The following is a 16,342-nucleotide window of genomic DNA, read 5'->3' on the forward strand; positions in this document are numbered from 1 at the left end:
GCCTTCTGATTTTTAGGCCGCGAAGGTCTAAAAAGAATGTGCGTCGGTAGCTCAGTTGGATAGAGCAATGCCCTTCTAAGGCATGGGTCGGGGGTTCGAACCCCTCCCGACGCACCAAAAAATCAATAAAAATCAATTGCTTACAAAATATTAGCCAATCCTTGCAGGTTGGCTTTTTTGTTTGTGGGCTTTTTGTGAACTATGTGGACGGGAAGTCGATTGAAGAAAAAAACCGATCGCGCAGTTTGGAGACAAGCGAACTAGTCCGTTTTTTCCATTTGAAACCAAATTTATTTTGGCGATAGTCTCGGTGAGTCCATAAGTTGCCAAAGTCGATTTCTTTTAATTATTCATCCGGCTTTCAATTTGGTGGCTTGCGCACCGTTCTACAAAAGGGTGCTGATAGCTAGGTGTTGTTTGTACTTAGTCTTCTTTGCGGTTAATTTGTATCTAATCGTACAGTCAAAATTCAATCGGATCCAAAGAATGAAGTTGGTCACGGGTTCCGCGCCTTGATTTCGCTCACGATAACTCATAATCGCACTCGCTCGTTACGCTGCTGCAGCGCGTAAGGAATGCGCAGGCTGTACAAATGTTGCGTCAAACTGGAAAACACTCGCATCTTGTAGCTTCCATGCGCCATCACCTAGTAACTGCAAAACATGGGTATGGTACTGCAGTACGCCGGGGCGATGCGCGATACTGATCAGTGTCACGCCGCTGTCACGCAGACGCGCATATAGAGCTGATTCGTTGGCACAGTCAAGCGCACTGGTTGCTTCATCGAGAATGACAATGCTAGGCGCATGAACCAAAATGCGGGCGAATGCAATACGCTGCTGCTCGCCGACGGAAAGTAGCTTCTCCCAGTCATGGACTGCAGATAGCCCTCCGACATGTTCCGACAATTGCGGTAGATACACTTGATTCAGAATTTCTAACAATTGCTCGTCGGTGAGTTTCGACTTCACACTAGGGTAGATGAGTTGGCTGCGCAGCGAACCCATCTGTAAGTAAGGTTGCTGCGGCAAAAAGAAAAAATCCTTTAATGGCGGATGGTGAATGAGGCCGCTGCCTGTGTCCCATAATCCGGCGATTGCTCGTAAGAGCGAGCTTTTCCCGCAGCCGCTATCGCCAGTGATAAGCAGTGCTTCACCTCGTCGCAAGACGAGGCTCAGGTCTTTAATAAGCACACGCTGAGATTGTGGCGGACTTAAGGTGACTGATTCTAATGTGAGCTCAGTACCGGGGCGTAGTTGAATTCGCGCGGATTCAATTTTAGTTGCCGACGCGGGTGTTAGCTTTGGCAATACTAGGTCAGACAAAGCCTGCAGGCGACCAACGCCAGCCACGAAACGGCTCAGGCTCTCAAAGTTTTCCACTATCATCCCTACCGCCCCAAGAACGGCTGTAAATGCGCCGACCGCCTGTGTTGCTCGACCTACCTCAAGCTCGCCCGATAAGACTTGCTGGGCAAGTATCACGACTGGCAACACCAATGTGAGTTGACTGAACGTGCGCTGGTACAAATTGAGTGAACGCTGCTTCTTGATTAGTTTGTCGTAGTTTTGGATGACCCGGCGAAGCTTGCTGTCGATGTGTGTGCGTTCCTGCGCCTCGCCGCGGTAGAACGCAATCGACTCGGCATTTTCGCGTACACGCATCAAGCTGTAACGGAAGTCTGCCTCGCGCCGAAGTTGCCAAAAATTGAGGTGAATCAATGGGTTGCCGTAAGCATAAAGTGCGGTGCCGGTACCGATGAGGGCATACATCACTAATACGCCGACAAGCAAATGGGAAATTGACCATAGCACAGCGCTGAACGCTACTAGTTGCATGGCAGATCCCAAAAAAATAAGCAGGAAGTTGATGGACCTACCAGTAAAAGTATTAATGTCTTCGCTGATGCGCTGGTCTGGATTATCCAAGTTGCGGTTTGCGCTAAGTGCGTAGTATCGACGATTTGTTAGATAGCCGTCGAGAAAACGCCCGCTGAGCCAGAGCCGCCATCGGTTCGCGAATAGGTCGCGCATATAATAGTAGAAAGCGTAGGTCGGCACTGCAAATACCAGCACAATCAGACAGGTTCGCACGGAGGCCCAAAAGCGCACGCCATCTTTTGCCGCCAGTGCCGAGGTCATTTCTCCGGCCTGATCGTTCAGCATCACGGCGAACTTGGTTTCAAATAGCATTAAAAGGATGAGCAGCACCAAGAGGGTCCAAGCTGTCTTCCATTCTCCACCCAGCCAGTATGGTTTGGCGACAGCAATGAATTGTTGCCACGCATGCAGTGACAAGAACGCGGTACGGCGCTTCTTAGGTGGTGGCACACCATCGGGTTCCACATTGGGGCGCATGTCGCTTAAGATAGTCATGGTCAGATTCTGTGGATGGTTCTTCTTCAGTATCGGATCTGGCGTGATATCGTTCTGTGCGGAACCGGACATAGTCCTGCTTAGCCGGATAAAAAAACTGAGCGATTAACGATAAAATTTCGGCACCTCTTATGTCTCTACAAAGCGGAGTGCAGTGACTCCAAAAACATGTTTGTGCACGGCCAAAACCATCGACCACTATCGGACAATCCTGTCGGGTTAGAAACGGTTCCATTGATGCGATACACCATAGATGTAGGTCGATACGCATCCAAGTCAACATGATGCGATTGCTGTTATCCGCCAATATTTGCAAGTAGAATTCGGAATACGGCTGTTACGTAACAATCGATGTTTTAGCTTTAGTGGAAATGGTCTCACAACCGAATCGCGTGCTGATCAGCTCGCTGTCATTCGTCACTGCATAGCGCAATTTGATCAGCGTAAAACGTGACCGGTCAGAGGGAGATAACATTGCCCAAACTAGTCCTATAAGCTGCATCTATACTTTGTTTATTTATCGATTTGGCTTTTGTCTGCATGCCAAATTCTCCTTTGCCTTGAAAAGATACGACCGTGAATAATTCTGATTCATTACCTTTACCACCAATCCAGCCACCCTTATTTGGTTGGCGCCGTGTAAGGGTCGTTTTGTTGGTGAGCCTGATTCTGAGCATCATGATGAAATTCACCTGGGCGGCGTGGTGGATTACGATATTTACGCGTCTAGCCTTAATCGGCATGGTTCAATTGACCGTCTTTGGTGTCTTTGAGCGTTGGCCAAAACGCTTGCCTCGGTGGGTTGCGAGGTGGGTACTTCAAGTTGCAGCAGTGGCGATTGTCGTACCATTTGCGGCTGTACTAGCCTACATACTAACAACCCTTGGTGATGCGACACCGTGGTACGAGAATAAGAATAAATTATCTGGATTTGGTGAAATGATAGGCGCTGGCTTGCTATTTTCACCTTGGATTGCGATGTCGGCGCTGTATCGTCATATCAATGGTCAGGCTCAGAGTCAGGCTCTGTCGTTCGAATTGGAGCGTAGTGAGTTTGCTCGTAATGCACTTGATTCGCGCTTGCGCTTGTTGCAGGCGCAGGTTGAGCCGCATTTTTTGTTCAATACTTTGGCGAATGTTCGAGAATTGGTCGATTCTGGTTCTTCTCAGGCTTCGGCAGTGTTGAATAGCTTGATCGCCTACTTACGCGCTGCTGTTCCGAATCTGAACAATGCGGCCACCACACTGAGACAGGAGCTAGAATTGGTACGTGCCTATCTTGAGTTGATGCACATGCGAATGCCAGACCGATTGCAGTTTTTTATCCATGTAGATGAGGCTGCGTTAAAGATTCAATGCCCACCGATGAGCTTGCTGACTTTAGTGGAAAACGCCGTGCGCCACGGCATTGATCCCAGTGAGGAGGGCGGGCAAATTGATGTGACGGTGCGTCTACATGAGGGGCGCTGCCTCGCGAAAGTCAGCGATACCGGTGTCGGTATGGTGCAAAATGCTCAAGGTGAGCATGGGAGCAAAGGTCTAGGTACTGGCTTGGCAAACTTGCGTGAACGCTTGCAATTGGTTTATGCCGGCGATGCGCAGTTACGCTTGACTGGGCTTGTCCCCCACGGTTTTTGTGCGGAACTCAATTTTCCGATTGCCAACGCATTTTTAGATTCAGGGAGTTCCAAATGAACGCTACACGTCCTACTGCCTTAATCGCTGACGATGAGCCTTTGTTGCGTAGTTCTTTGACGCGTATGCTTGCGCAAGCTTGGCCTGAATTAGACATTGTGGCGCAGGCGCGAAATGGTCGGGAAGCGGTTGAAATGTATGAGACACACAAGCCGACTGTTTGTTTTCTCGACGTTCATATGCCGGGCATAAGCGGCGTAGAAGCGGCACGTCAAATTGGTCGCGGTGCGCACCTAGTATTTGTGACTGCTTATAGCGAATATGCGGTTGAGGCTTTTGCGCAAGGTGCCTTGGACTATCTGGTAAAACCAGTTGATCCAACGCGCTTGGCAGATACCGTAATGCGCCTGCGAGAACGCTTGGGTGCAGCTCAGGAGGCACCCAATATCGAAACTTTACTCGATAAACTAGAGGCGCGTCTGCAAAAAAAGGCAGTGCCAGAGCCTTTGCGTTGGCTTAAAGCTCAGGTGGGACAATCATTACGTATGATCCCAGTCGAGGATATTGACTATTTGCGTTCGGATGAAAAGTATACCTTGATTGCCTGGCGTGACGATGATGGTAAGGCCGGGGAGGCACTGATACGCTCTTCGCTAAAAGAGCTACTTGATCAACTCGATGGCACTTACTTCATACAAGTGCATCGTTCGGTTGTGGTGAATATGAATAGCGTCAGCCATGTCACACGCGGTGAAAATGAAACGGCGACAATCTATATGAAAGGGCGGGATGAAAAATTGCCTGTTAGTCGCAGCTACTTACACCACTTTAAGCAGATGTAATTTTGTTTTAATTCTGACTAGGTTGGATAGCGTTTCCTAATATTTTTTGAAAACTGCTATCCATGCCTTGAACGTCACGTCAGCGATATGGCGTGATGACTAGGTGCTCTACGATATTAATCGCGTTGATTTAATACTGCTTCTAAGCTTTCAACCGTACGTGGCAGTTTGTCACTCAGATTGCGATTTCCATCTGGTGTGACTAACAGAACGTCTTCGATACGGACACCGATACCGCGCCATTTTGCATCGATATCGCGAGCATCTTTCGGAATATAGATTCCTGGTTCTACCGTTAATGCCATCCCCGCTTCAAGAACGCGACTGCCTCCACGCTTACCAGGTTCTTGTTGATAGTTGCCCGTATCATGCACGTCGAGTCCTATCCAATGACTGATGCCGTGCATACTAAAGCGGCTATAGGCAGCACTCTTGTAGACGCTCTCTTTATCGCCAGTAAGAATGCCAAGATCGACTAGGCCATCGCTTAAAACTCGCATCGCGGCATCATAGCCTTCATGATGTTTGCGACCAGGCTTGACTAAATCGATCGCGGCATTTTGTGCTTTCAATACCAAATCGTAGATTGCTTTCTGCTCTTTGGAAAACTTGCCAGAGACCGGCCAGGTGCGTGTCACATCAGCTGTGTAGTAGCCGACTTCGGCGCCCGCATCTAGCAACATTACCGAGCCTTTTTCGATATCGTGATCGTTCGTCAGATAGTGCAGGACGCAGCTATTTGTTCCAGCACCGGCAATGGTGTCATAACCCGTAAAACGAGCACCTAAACGACGCACCGTACCTTGGAAAGCCGCGGCGACTTCCCCTTCGTTGTTCGCCTTAGTGGAAGCCTTCATTGCCGCCAGATGGCCATTTCAGCAGATTGTTTGATCAGGCGCATTTCCGCTGCGAGATTGCGGCCATCGACCAATATGCGTTTATGGGACGCATGATTATTGTCGCTGCCAAAAGGGTAGACCCAATCAAGGACCTTTCGGCGAAACTCTTCATCGAAATTGGATATCAACACGACCCGTTGCGCTTTGTTGACGGCGAGTTTCAATTGCTCTTCAGCAGCGGGAAATGACTCCGCTTTATTCGCGCCGAGTTTTAGTGCGCCTTCAACGCCAAGTCGCACGCCATCATAAGCCTCCCGACGTGGGTCCCGTTTCCTCACATACAGGGAGTACCCCTCGTTACTGTCAGCATCCAAAACCGCAACGGCTTCGGCTTCTTCAACACCGGTGAGATAGTAAAAATCGGAGTCTTGACGGTACATGTGTGTGCTATCACCGTTGCGGTTTTGCTCGGGCATCGATTTAATCACCGCGATTGTGCCAGGGCCCATCTTCTTGAGCTCAGCTAATAGACGAGCGCGGTTTCCTGCAAAAAAACTGGCTGGTAAACGCTTGGCATGGAAACTCTGCTTGGCGACTTCGATTGGTGCGGCCAGGCTGTTCGTGCCAAACGGCGCAAACAACGCGAACATGAAGGCAGACAGAGTGAGTAAGCGGGAATTGGTCATGTAGTCTCCATTTTTTTTGGGGTAGTGCACACATTGATTTAGCTGGTTTGGACATAAAGATGCCAAGGTAGTTTCCCTATCCTACGACAAAAATGGCGATTCATACAAGAAACGCACTCTAGAGGATGAATTTTGCCAAGTGTGTCACGAGACTCTAACATTCAAGAGGTTCGCTAAAGCTGCTTCAATTCCCTCATTAGTCAGCTTTTTCAGCTGTATTTCGATCTAAGTTTACCGCCACTCATGGCTGCTAGACCGTGAGTGATCTCTTTTTGATTGATCCCACTCATGATAAAAATAGACACTTCTTCATCGGCAGCAAGTGAGCAAGAACAAAACAATCTCTAGGTCTTTGTTTCGATGTGCTGAATACAAATTCGTACTTTAAACAGTGTCATTTGCGCTAACTAATCTATTTTTACAAGGAAGTCCCTATGAATAAATTTTCTACCCAATCGCACTTTGTCGGGCGGTCTACGATGATTGCGCTATTTTTTATCTCGATGTTCGGCATGCAGGCGGCAGAAGGGCATGAATACAGCGTCCAAATCAAAGCGAAAAAGTACGTGGAAGTCGAACGTGCGATTAGTGCGAAACTGGCAGTTGATCCTAGCCATGTCGATGCTCTGCTTGCTCAGGTGGATTTGATTTTAATTGAGTCTAAAGTTAGCCGTCTGGATGAGGGCGTCAAAATTGCCGAACAATGTATCGCCAGTCATCCTAAAAATTCGGAGTGCCATGAAGCGCTTGGGAATGTACTTGGGATCAAGGCACAAAAGGGCGGCATGATGTCTGGAATCAGTTCGCTCGGGAGGATTCGTGATTCATTCAAAAAAGCGATTGAATTAGATCCAAAAAATTACAGTGCTGCGCACTCACTCATGACGTTCTATTTGGAGGTGCCCGGCCTGATGGGCGGTAGTAATTCAAAAGCCAAAGAGGTGATTGCCGAAACCCAAAAAGTAAGCCCAGCGGCGGCAAGTCTACTGCAGGCAAAATTTGATCTGAAAGACGATAAGTTTGAGAGCGCGCGAACCACTGCGTTGGCAGCTAATGGGAATACAGTTCCAGCAATAGCACAGTTGCAAAATGATGTTTTGCTGGAGATCGGCCAAACCTTGGTAAAAGAAAATAAGTTGTTGGATGCTGAAAAAATGTTTCGCGAAGTGATTCAGCGCTTTCCCGATTCCTCAGTTGCCTATCTTGGTCTTGGGAGGTCCTTACAAGAATTGGGTAAACCAAAAGAGGCGTTACCACATTTGGAAAAATCCCTTAGTCTTGAGGCGAGTGCGGGCGTGTTTTATCGACTCGGAAAAACTTGGCAAGCACTAGGCGATAAGGCAAAAGCCATTTCTTCGTATGAGAAGTCGCTGGCTTTCGTACCCGAGCTGGGGAAAAAGACGCGTGCTGACGCTGAAGATCAGTTAAAGGTGCTGAAGTAATTCTATCTTGGAAAATCTCAGTCAACAATTTGGAGTAAATGAAATGATTAACACAGTCAACAATACCGATGAAGTTTCGGTGACTCGTTTGTATGTACTACGTGCCATGTACGTGTTGGTCGTAATTGGACTTGGGATTACCTTAATGCCCTATGTATTCTTCCCTAAAAAGCCATTAGCGACTTGGGAATTTTTTCGCGGTGTCGAAACTTGCATGATGGTCGCCTTCTGGTTGCTTTGTGCGCTTGGTATCCGTTATCCTTTGCAGCTACTGCCCGTGCTGATGTGGGAATTGATTTGGAAGACAATCTGGTTACTTGCCGTACCTTTGCCACTCTGGTTGAATGGCACGCTTGATGAAAAATTACTGCCCAATGTATTTGCTATTGGCGCTGTTGTCCTTGTGTATATCGCCATGCCTTGGTCTTATGTTTATCGCCACTACGTAAAGAAACAGGGGAATCAGTGGCGCAATAACACATGATGTGAAACTTTGATCCGCATCTCTTAACATAAACTCAAGCTAAATCTTAATCATGAAAAAAGCGCTGCGATTTTTACGTTACCTCCTATTTTGTTTGCTTGGTTTAATACTGATGATAGGCGGATTGTTCGCTTATTTCATCTATACGCCAGATCCCCAAATACCTGAGTTATCTGGCGCGTTGACGAAAGCAACTATGCAGGTGGACGGACTGACACGAACTTTTCGCACTTATTTGCCGAAGGGATTAGCGAAAGGCGCTCCTTTGCTTTTGGTACTGCATGGCTCGGGGCAAAACGGAGCACAAATTCGACTAGAAACTGGCTATGAATTTGATCGCTTAGCCGACCAGTATGGCTTTGCGGTGGTCTATCCCAATGCCAAGTCTTTTGATTGGAATGATTGTAGTAAGGTGGGCGACTTTAGTGCTGATGGGCGCGAAGTGGATGACGTTAAATTTTTGGAAGTCTTGGTCGACAGCTTGATTGCTGAACATGGATTTGATCAGAGTCGTGTCTTTGCGACAGGCGTCTCTTCCGGCGGCTTTATGTCAATGCGTTTGGCATTGGAATCTTCTAAGCGATTTCGTGCTGTAGCGGCGGTGTCGGCCAACGTGCCCGTAACAGATAACTTTAAATGCAAACCCGCAAACTTGACGACTTCAGTCTTGATTATGAACGGCACGAAAGACCCGCTAGTTCCTTACGCAGGTGGTGATTCTAGTTTGTTCGGTTTGTTTTATAAAGGCGGTCATGTCCGATCGTCGCTGGATTCGGCCATATTTTTTGCTGAGATGAACAAAATTTCGAACGCACCAGCAATGGATTCGACACCGATGACTACGCAAAATAAACAGCAATTCGAGCGTCGGCTTTGGAAAAACGATAGCGTGTTGGAGGTGGAGCTTGTTTCCATATTTGATGGCGGACATGGTATGCCGCAGCCTTACTGGAAACGTCCACGCTTACTTGGCCCGTCTCCGATGGCACCAAATGGACCAGCCATCATTTGGGATTTCTTTGCGCGGCAACGGCCTTTTCTGTGATGACATTGACGGACTCAATCAAGAAAATCAAGCTATTTAAAAAATTAGTGTCGTCGGAAATGTCGATGAAGGATTTGCGATTGACTATTTGGGCGATGATTTTGGCGTTGAGATTTCAATAAAAGGGGCATTCTGCAAGGTATTGCATCAAACTACTCGTGTGCTGATCGATCCATGCAGAATGGCTGTGCCGAAATGTCCTACGATTGTTTGCAAACAAAATCCGCGCGCTCTTGCGCACGTTTGAGTTTTTGTTGTGCTTTCATTTCGCCTTTAGGCTGAGTATTTTTCAGATCTTCTTTAGCCCATTTTGTTTGCAGTTGCTGTGCATCGCAGCGTCTTTTTGCAGCCGCAGCTTGAACGGCGGCTCTACGATTAATAGCATCTTGTTTGGCTTCATCACGTTCCCGCACTTTTTCTAATTTTCGAATCGCAGTGAGTCTTTGGGCATGTTGATGCTGTGCCGCGAGTTGCTCACCTGCGGTTGGTGCGGTCGTTTTGATCCCTACCGCCGTTGATGTTCCAGTCTTGCAAGGATGTTGGCTGAAAATGGTTCTGCCATTGTCTTGGCATTTGTAGGCGTAAGTTTCAGCGAAACTGAGCGTAGTGCAAAGACTGAGCCAAAACAGTACTAGGAATTTCATAAGTTCTCCTACAAAATTTTTCCGGGATTCATGATGTTGTGTGGATCCATCGCACGTTTGATGGTGTGCATAAGCTGTAGTTCCACCGAAGATTTGTAACGGGTCAATTCTTCTTTCTTAAGTGTTCCGATACCATGTTCAGCTGAAATGGAACCGCCATATTGGTGCGTTTTGTCGTGGACGATGCGATTGATCTGGGCTTGATGAGTCAAAAAAAACTCATGCACATCGCCTATTGGCGGCGAAACATTAAAGTGTAAATTGCCGTCGCCAAGATGCCCAAAAGTGACCATGCGGCACCCTGGAAATGCTTGTTCTAAGCATTGTCCTGCGTCGTCAACAAAATCAGCAACGACGGAGATCGGCAGTGAAATATCGTGTTTGATATTTTTACCTTCTTTCGCTTGGGCTGAGGAGATTGACTCGCGTAGCGCCCAACAATTTTTTGCTTGCGCGATTGAATTGGCAATAACTGCATCAGTGATGAATTCAGCCTCAAACGCTGCGGTGATGAGTTGCTCTAGCTGCTGGTATGCTTTTTCTTCCGATTCGTAACTGGATAGCTCTAGCAGCACATAAAATTGGCTCGTATGCTGAAAAATTCTTTGATACTGAGGAAAGTGCTGGTGAACTAATTCTAAACTTACACTGTTAATCAGCTCAAAGCCTGTTAGGTTGGCGTGGCAATGTTGCTTAGCCAAAGTCAGTAATTTGACAGCATGCCCTATGCTAGTGAGACTGATAAATGCGGTGCCATAGCTTCGTGGTTTGGGAAAAAGTTTGAGCACTACACCGGTTATGATGCCTAGAGTTCCTTCAGCACCGATGAATAAGTCTCGCAGGTCATAGCCAGTATTATCTTTGCGTAGTCCGCGTAGTCCATTCCAAATCTCAGCATTCGCCGTAACGACTTCTAATCCTAGGCATAATTCACGGGCATTACCATAGCGGAGAACCGCGGTACCGCCAGCATTAGTCGATAAATTGCCACCGATACTGCAACTGCCTTCAGAGGCTAGTGACAGTGGAAAAAGCATGTCGACTTGCTCAGCTTCGGCTTGAATGTTTTGCAGTAAACAACCGGCGTCTACTGTGATGGTGTTGTTGGCGACATCAATCTGACGTATCTTGTTTAATCGTTGCAGTGATATGACGACAGCCTTGCCGGAGTGATCGGGAATGCTGCCAAACACTAAGCCGGTGTTGCCACCCTGTGGAACGATGGGCACAGCATAATCGATGCAAAGTTGTACCAGTTTAGCGACTTGCTCGGTTGATGCTGGTCTTAGTATGGCTAAGGCTTTACCAACTTCGCGTTGCCGCCAGTCCTGCAAATAGGGCGCTTGTTGTTGAGCATCGAGCAAAACGTTTTCTTCACCAATTGTGGATTTGCAGAGATTTAGAAAGTTTTGCATGCATTCATCTATGAAGTTGATTTGGCTTGATCTGCTTCAGCTTGTTTCTTAGCCGCTTTGGCGATTTGTTTAAAAGGTTTGACGTAATAAATGGTACTCAGAAAAAATACGACGCTAAGGACAATTTCGGCACCCGCAAGCATCCTTGAGATTGGATCTGCATCACTCATGGCACGAACGACGCCCTCGATGAAATAAAACATAATGAACATCGATGCCCATTGCATCGTATAAATATTTTTTTGCAATATTCCGCGTAGGGGGAATAATAATGGTAAAACTTTAATTACCCAAATAGATCCACCTGGTTTGTAGGGGGCAAGCCACATTTCCCATGCAAAGCAAAGCAAAATCAGCATAATTAAGCTTGCTGAGGCGAATCGATACCATAGTGTTTGATGCGTATTCATAGTTTTTGTAATTGCAATGCAGTTTCAGCCAAACGCTTGCCAAGGGCAATTGCCAGTGTGCGTGTTTCTTCGGTGAGCGGTAATTTTCCGTCGAGTCCAGACCAGTGAGTCGCGCCATAGGGACTGCCACCAGATTTTGTACTCATCAACTCTGGATGTGTGTATGGCAATCCTAGAATCATCATGCCGTGATGCATGAGTGGCAGCATCATGGAGAGCAATGTCGACTCTTGACCACCGTGTAGGCTCCCGGTCGACGTGAATACGCAAGCTGGTTTACCACATAGGGTGCCGGATACCCAGTCGGCAGCCGTGCCATCCCAAAAATATTTCATCGCAGATGCCATATTGCCAAAGCGAGTTGGTGAACCAAGCGCTAGACCAGCACACTCTTTGAAGTCGCTCAATTCGACATATGGCGCCCCATCTAGTGGTATCGATGATTCGGTGCTTTCGATAACGGTAGACACTGCTGGCACGGTTCGGACTCTGGCTTCACATCCGGTGACGCTATCGATTCCCTGCGCAATGAGCTGAGCTAATTGGCGGGTACTGCCGTGACGCGAATAATATAAAACGAGGAGGGGAATAGTTTTTGTGCTCATGAAACGAATTATAAAGAACTTCGTGAGTGCGCGCGACTTACCTTTCAGTCATCACTGATTTACTCGACGTACTGGAAGAAATTACTTCGATTACTTTTCTCAACTCTAGGTAAAATGAAGAGCTTCGTGGTCTCTCGAGTTTGGACTGGTTAAAACAAGCGAATGACTAGAGGCCAGAATTGAAAAATGTGAATAATAAGGATGAGAATGAGTGGGTTTATGCGTGGCTTAAGTTGGGCGCAATTAAAGAATTTGTTTCAATTTGCAAATCGTCGTTTGCAAGAGGTGCGTTTGCCGCAGGTGGCTGGCAGTTTAACCTTTACGACAGTGCTGGCCCTAGTGCCGATTTTGACGATCGGTTTGGCAATTTTGACAGCCTTTCCTTTGTTCACCGACTTTAAGGTATCGCTCGAGGCTTACTTTACCCAAAGTCTGATGCCGAAGCAGATCTCGTCTACGGTAATGGGATATTTGACCCAGTTTGCGACTAAAGCCACTCGTCTGTCTGCTGTCGGTGGCGTGGTCTTAATGGTGACCGCACTAGCCACCATGGCAATGATTGATAAAACCTTTAATCAAATCTGGCAAGTGAAACGCTCGCGTCCCTTAGTGCAACGTGTTGTGGTGTACTGGGCAATTGTAACTTTAGGGCCGTTGTTAATCGGTATCTCGATGAGCGCAACCTCGAGCCTATTCACTGCGACTAGTGGGCTGATGAAAACAGTGCCTTTGCTGGGGACGATTTTTTATACCCTAGTGTCCATTGCCTTCACAACCGGGGCATATACGCTTTTGTATTTGACTGTTCCCAATCGTCCTATCGATTGGCGTGACGCTGCTTGGGGTGGTGTTTTTGCGGCGATTGCCTTTGAGATTGCTAAACGATTATTTGCTGTTTTCATTAAGCAGTTTCCAACCTACACCGTGATTTATGGTGCTTTGGCTGCAGTTCCCATTTTTCTGATTTGGATTTATTTGTCCTGGCTTATTACGTTGATCGGCGCGGTTATCGCTGCCTCTCTGCCAGTGGTTAAGTTTGAACGCTGGTGGCATGTGCCTGAGCAGGGTAGTGCCTTCGAGGACGCCATGTCAGTGCTGCGTGTTTTGGCAGAAGCTCGAAGCGCGAGTACCGATGCCGCTGTTGGTGTTTTGCAGATACGCAGTAAAACCCGATTTGGTGTTGATGAAATCGAAGGCTTATTAGAAAAAATGTTGGAAGTGGGGTGGGTTGCCAGACTAGCTAATGATGGCCCTGTGAAAGTTCGTTCATGGTGGCATAAGCACGATGCAGGCGCTGAACGTTGGGTTTTGATTATGAATCCGGCAGCGTTTTGTTTGGCGGATGTGTACAGGCTTTTCGTATTTGATACTAAAGTCAACTCACCGTTGGCAAATCAAGTTCATAAAGTCATAGGTGAAGGCATGTCTGAAAGCCTATTTGAGTATTTTGGGCTGAGTTAATTTAATTTGGCAAAAGCTTGAAAAATGACTTTTAATTCGGAATATCTTGCATTGTGAAAACCTATTTTCACAATGTGAAATCTTCTGGTGTGCTGCATCATGAAATCATTTCATTTTGAGGAAAGTTATTTTGCATCATGAAATTAAAATCATAAGTGATTGATTTATAAGTAAAAAATATTTCTCCTATGTCTTATACAAGACATTGTTGCGGTGCAAGGTTTGTCCTACTATAGATCTCAAGGACGAACACTTTTCTAAGCACTTATTTAAAAACCGCATCAATCACAACAGGAGAAATACCATGACGCAGAAACTCACTCGCGAACAGCAAATTGAAGAAATCCAAAAAGACTGGGATACCAATCCACGCTGGATAGGCATCAAACGTAATTACACCGCAGAAGACGTGGTTCGTTTGCGCGGCTCTTTGCAAGTTGAACATACCATCGCCAAAACGGGCGCATTGAAACTGTGGGATTTGGTCAATAACGAGCCATTCGTCAACGCACTCGGCGCTTTGACCGGCAATCAAGCGATGCAACAAGTTAAAGCAGGCTTGAAAGCGATTTACCTCTCTGGTTGGCAAGTAGCAGGCGATGCAAACGTTGCTGGCGAAATGTATCCAGATCAATCTTTATATCCAGCCAATTCAGTACCATTGGTCGTTAAACGCATTAACAATACTTTGACCCGTGCAGATCAGATTCAATGGTCTGAAGGCTCTGGTGATGTTGATTTCTTCGCGCCAATTGTTGCTGACGCAGAAGCTGGTTTTGGTGGCGTTTTGAATGCTTTTGAATTGATGAAAGCCATGATTGAAGCGGGTGCGTCTGGCGTTCACTTTGAAGATCAATTGGCGTCTGTCAAGAAATGCGGTCACATGGGTGGCAAAGTCTTGGTGCCAACTCGTGAAGCCGTAGAAAAATTGAACGCAGCACGTTTAGCTGCCGACGTCATGGGTACTCATACAGTCTTGTTGGCACGTACTGATGCCGAAGCGGCTGATTTGATTACGTCAGATATCGATGACAACGACAAGCCATTCTTGACCGGTGAGCGCACGGTTGAAGGCTTCTACAAAACGCATCCAGGTTTGCAACAATCCATCTCTCGTGGTTTAGCTTACGCAGAGTATGCCGATATGATCTGGTGTGAAACAGGCAAACCGGATCTGGCTTTTGCTAAAGCATTTGCTGATGCGATTCACGCCAAGTTCCCAGGCAAATTGTTGGCCTATAACTGCTCACCAAGCTTTAACTGGAAAAAGAATTTGGACGACGCAACGATCGCAAAATTCCAAAAAGAATTGGGCGCAATGGGTTACAAATTCCAGTTCATTACCTTGGCCGGTTTCCATGCTTTGAATTACGGGATGTTCAATCTCGCACACGGCTACGCACGCCGTCAAATGTCAGCTTTCGTTGAATTGCAAGAAGCAGAATTCGCAGCAGCAGAGAAGGGTTTTACTGCAGTCAAACATCAACGTGAAGTGGGTACAGGCTACTTCGATGCGGTGACTCAGGTAATTCAGCAAGGTCAGTCTTCAACGACGGCTTTGCATGGTTCTACTGAGGATGAGCAATTTTTCGATGCTAAGAAAGTGGCTTAAATTTCGTTAGCATTGGTTTTCAATTAGAGCGGCAGCATCGAAAGATGCCGCCGCTTTTTTTATTAATGATGGTATTTGGGGGCGAAAAAAGGTTTGATAGGTTAGTATTTCGACTGAAGAATAATTGACAGTAAATCTTTTAAAGAATGTGCTTTATGCTTTTGCCAAATAAAACTCGAACAAAAATTTGCGGAATTACGCGACTAGAAGATTTGCGTGCTGTGGTCGATGCTGGTGCCGATGCCCTCGGTTTTGTATTCTACCCACCAAGCCCGCGTTCCCTGACGCCTGAAGCTGCGGCGCCTTTGATTGCCGCGATGCCACCATTCGTGACCTCGGTCGGCTTGTTTGTGAACGCGAGTCTTGAAGAGCTACAAGCCGTCATCAAACTAGCACCTATACAATTATTGCAATTCCATGGCGATGAATCCGCACAAGAGTGCCATCGTCTCGCCAGTGCAGTGAACCGGCCTTTTATCCGCGCTTTTCGGGTAAAACCTGACACAAGCGCGGCAGATTTGTTAGAATGCGAAATTGAATATCAAGCAGCTAGTCCCTTGTTTCAAGGCTTATTGCTTGACACTTTCGTAGATAGTTTCGGTGGTAGTGGAAAGGTTTTTGATTGGTCTCTCATCCCAAAAGAACTCGCGCCTCGGGTCGTTTTAAGTGGTGGCTTGAGCGTACAAAACGCGACTGACGCGGTCGTGGGTGTACGGCCGTTTGCAGTGGACATCAGCAGTGGTGTCGAGCTGTCAAAAGGCGTGAAGGATGCAGCTAAGGTACGGGCATTTGTGCAAGCAGTGCGTTTGGCCGACAGCATGCAAGACAATCAAAACTAGTTTTCCAA

General features: G+C 47.0%; 15 protein-coding genes and 1 tRNA gene. 9 read left to right on the plus strand and 7 right to left on the minus strand.

Annotation, left to right across the window (positions count from 1 at the left end; translation table 11 throughout):
- Positions 1 to 40 precede the first annotated feature (40 nt).
- Positions 41 to 117, plus strand: a tRNA-Arg gene (locus H8K52_RS00735).
- A 434-nt stretch (positions 118 to 551) separates the two neighbouring features.
- Here the strand turns inward: H8K52_RS00735 and H8K52_RS00740 are convergent.
- Positions 552 to 2,447, minus strand: coding sequence for an ABC transporter ATP-binding protein/permease (locus H8K52_RS00740; RefSeq protein WP_246464173.1), 1,896 nt, complete (start codon positions 2,445 to 2,447; stop codon positions 552 to 554).
- Between the two features lie 504 nt (positions 2,448 to 2,951).
- Here H8K52_RS00740 and H8K52_RS21770 point away from each other — a divergent pair.
- Both H8K52_RS21770 and H8K52_RS00750 read left to right on the plus strand, forming a co-directional pair.
- Positions 2,952 to 4,070 carry a histidine kinase gene (locus H8K52_RS21770; protein ID WP_186920601.1) on the plus strand — a complete coding sequence of 373 codons (1,119 nt, stop codon included), beginning with the start codon at positions 2,952 to 2,954 and terminating at the stop codon, positions 4,068 to 4,070.
- On the plus strand, positions 4,067 to 4,852 hold the full coding sequence (locus H8K52_RS00750; protein ID WP_186920602.1) for a LytR/AlgR family response regulator transcription factor: 786 nt from the start codon (positions 4,067 to 4,069) through the stop codon (positions 4,850 to 4,852). The genes H8K52_RS21770 and H8K52_RS00750 overlap by 4 nt, the downstream gene beginning before the upstream one ends.
- Before the next feature lie 116 nt (positions 4,853 to 4,968).
- Here the strand turns inward: H8K52_RS00750 and H8K52_RS00755 are convergent, their stop codons facing one another.
- Together H8K52_RS00755 and H8K52_RS00760 are read right to left on the minus strand one after the other, a co-directional pair.
- Positions 4,969 to 5,709 (minus strand): M24B family metallopeptidase, encoded by a 741-nt coding sequence (locus H8K52_RS00755; protein ID WP_186920603.1) that lies wholly within the window; start codon positions 5,707 to 5,709, stop codon positions 4,969 to 4,971.
- On the minus strand, positions 5,706 to 6,377 hold the full coding sequence (locus H8K52_RS00760) for an aminopeptidase P N-terminal domain-containing protein (RefSeq protein WP_186920604.1): 672 nt from the start codon (positions 6,375 to 6,377) through the stop codon (positions 5,706 to 5,708). The genes H8K52_RS00755 and H8K52_RS00760 overlap by 4 nt, the downstream gene beginning before the upstream one ends.
- Before the next feature lie 434 nt (positions 6,378 to 6,811).
- Between H8K52_RS00760 and H8K52_RS00765 the strand changes: the two genes are divergently transcribed.
- The 3 genes from H8K52_RS00765 to H8K52_RS00775 are packed head-to-tail and all read left to right on the plus strand — an operon-like array spanning position 6,812 to position 9,348.
- On the plus strand, positions 6,812 to 7,819 hold the full coding sequence (locus H8K52_RS00765) for a tetratricopeptide repeat protein (protein WP_186920605.1): 1,008 nt from the start codon (positions 6,812 to 6,814) through the stop codon (positions 7,817 to 7,819).
- Positions 7,820 to 7,862: 43 nt separating this feature from the next.
- Positions 7,863 to 8,303: a hypothetical protein gene (locus H8K52_RS00770; RefSeq protein ID WP_186920606.1), complete on the plus strand. Its 441-nt coding sequence runs from the start codon at positions 7,863 to 7,865 to the stop codon at positions 8,301 to 8,303.
- A gap of 52 nt (positions 8,304 to 8,355) precedes the next feature.
- Positions 8,356 to 9,348 carry a CE1 family esterase gene (locus H8K52_RS00775; protein ID WP_186920607.1) on the plus strand — a complete coding sequence of 331 codons (993 nt, stop codon included), beginning with the start codon at positions 8,356 to 8,358 and terminating at the stop codon, positions 9,346 to 9,348.
- Positions 9,349 to 9,548: 200 nt separating this feature from the next.
- On the opposite strand, the gene H8K52_RS00780 is transcribed toward H8K52_RS00775, so the two are convergent.
- From H8K52_RS00780 to wrbA, 4 genes are read right to left on the minus strand one after another with little or no spacing between them, the layout of a single operon-like run.
- The gene (locus H8K52_RS00780; RefSeq protein ID WP_186920608.1) at positions 9,549 to 9,992 is read right to left on the minus strand and encodes a DUF4124 domain-containing protein; all 444 of its coding nucleotides are present in this window, start codon (positions 9,990 to 9,992) and stop codon (positions 9,549 to 9,551) included.
- An 8-nt stretch (positions 9,993 to 10,000) separates the two neighbouring features.
- Positions 10,001 to 11,407, minus strand: coding sequence for an FAD-binding oxidoreductase (locus H8K52_RS00785; protein ID WP_186920609.1), 1,407 nt, complete (start codon positions 11,405 to 11,407; stop codon positions 10,001 to 10,003).
- An 8-nt stretch (positions 11,408 to 11,415) separates the two neighbouring features.
- Complete coding sequence (locus H8K52_RS00790) at positions 11,416 to 11,817, minus strand: DUF2069 domain-containing protein (RefSeq protein ID WP_186920610.1); 402 nt, start codon at positions 11,815 to 11,817, stop codon at positions 11,416 to 11,418.
- Entirely contained in the window at positions 11,814 to 12,422 is a 609-nt protein-coding gene (gene wrbA / locus H8K52_RS00795) for an NAD(P)H:quinone oxidoreductase (protein ID WP_186920611.1), read from the minus strand. Before wrbA ends, H8K52_RS00790 begins: the two co-directional genes overlap by 4 nt.
- A gap of 207 nt (positions 12,423 to 12,629) precedes the next feature.
- On the opposite strand from wrbA, the gene H8K52_RS00800 reads away from it, so the two are divergent.
- The 3 genes from H8K52_RS00800 (at position 12,630) to H8K52_RS00810 (ending at position 16,334) form a co-directional block, all read left to right on the plus strand.
- A complete protein-coding gene (locus tag H8K52_RS00800) occupies positions 12,630 to 13,883 on the plus strand; it encodes a YihY family inner membrane protein (protein WP_246464177.1) in 1,254 nt (417 codons plus the stop codon).
- A gap of 304 nt (positions 13,884 to 14,187) precedes the next feature.
- Positions 14,188 to 15,495, plus strand: coding sequence for an isocitrate lyase (gene aceA / locus H8K52_RS00805; protein ID WP_186920613.1), 1,308 nt, complete (start codon positions 14,188 to 14,190; stop codon positions 15,493 to 15,495).
- Between the two features lie 155 nt (positions 15,496 to 15,650).
- Complete coding sequence (locus H8K52_RS00810; RefSeq protein WP_425507518.1) at positions 15,651 to 16,334, plus strand: phosphoribosylanthranilate isomerase; 684 nt, start codon at positions 15,651 to 15,653, stop codon at positions 16,332 to 16,334.
- Positions 16,335 to 16,342 lie beyond the last annotated feature (8 nt).

Source organism: Affinundibacterium seohonense, assembly GCF_014284305.1.
Taxonomy (GTDB): Bacteria; Pseudomonadota; Gammaproteobacteria; order Burkholderiales; family Burkholderiaceae_D; genus Undibacterium; species Undibacterium seohonense.

Excerpts from the sequence above, each read along its gene's own strand:
- H8K52_RS00740 (WP_246464173.1), bottom strand. The coding sequence starts at position 2,447 with ATGTCCGGTTCCGCACAGAACGATATCACGCCAGATCCGATACTGAAG.
- H8K52_RS00750 (WP_186920602.1), top strand. The coding sequence starts at position 4,067 with ATGAACGCTACACGTCCTACTGCCTTAATCGCTGACGATGAGCCTTTG.
- H8K52_RS00755 (WP_186920603.1), bottom strand. The coding sequence starts at position 5,709 with ATGAAGGCTTCCACTAAGGCGAACAACGAAGGGGAAGTCGCCGCGGCT.
- H8K52_RS00760 (WP_186920604.1), bottom strand. The coding sequence starts at position 6,377 with ATGACCAATTCCCGCTTACTCACTCTGTCTGCCTTCATGTTCGCGTTG.
- H8K52_RS00765 (WP_186920605.1), top strand. The coding sequence starts at position 6,812 with ATGAATAAATTTTCTACCCAATCGCACTTTGTCGGGCGGTCTACGATG.
- H8K52_RS00770 (WP_186920606.1), top strand. The coding sequence starts at position 7,863 with ATGATTAACACAGTCAACAATACCGATGAAGTTTCGGTGACTCGTTTG.
- H8K52_RS00775 (WP_186920607.1), top strand. The coding sequence starts at position 8,356 with ATGAAAAAAGCGCTGCGATTTTTACGTTACCTCCTATTTTGTTTGCTT.
- H8K52_RS00780 (WP_186920608.1), bottom strand. The coding sequence starts at position 9,992 with ATGAAATTCCTAGTACTGTTTTGGCTCAGTCTTTGCACTACGCTCAGT.
- H8K52_RS00785 (WP_186920609.1), bottom strand. The coding sequence starts at position 11,407 with ATGCAAAACTTTCTAAATCTCTGCAAATCCACAATTGGTGAAGAAAAC.
- H8K52_RS00790 (WP_186920610.1), bottom strand. The coding sequence starts at position 11,817 with ATGAATACGCATCAAACACTATGGTATCGATTCGCCTCAGCAAGCTTA.
- wrbA (WP_186920611.1), bottom strand. The coding sequence starts at position 12,422 with ATGAGCACAAAAACTATTCCCCTCCTCGTTTTATATTATTCGCGTCAC.
- H8K52_RS00800 (WP_246464177.1), top strand. The coding sequence starts at position 12,630 with ATGAGTGGGTTTATGCGTGGCTTAAGTTGGGCGCAATTAAAGAATTTG.
- aceA (WP_186920613.1), top strand. The coding sequence starts at position 14,188 with ATGACGCAGAAACTCACTCGCGAACAGCAAATTGAAGAAATCCAAAAA.
- H8K52_RS00810 (WP_425507518.1), top strand. The coding sequence starts at position 15,651 with ATGCTTTTGCCAAATAAAACTCGAACAAAAATTTGCGGAATTACGCGA.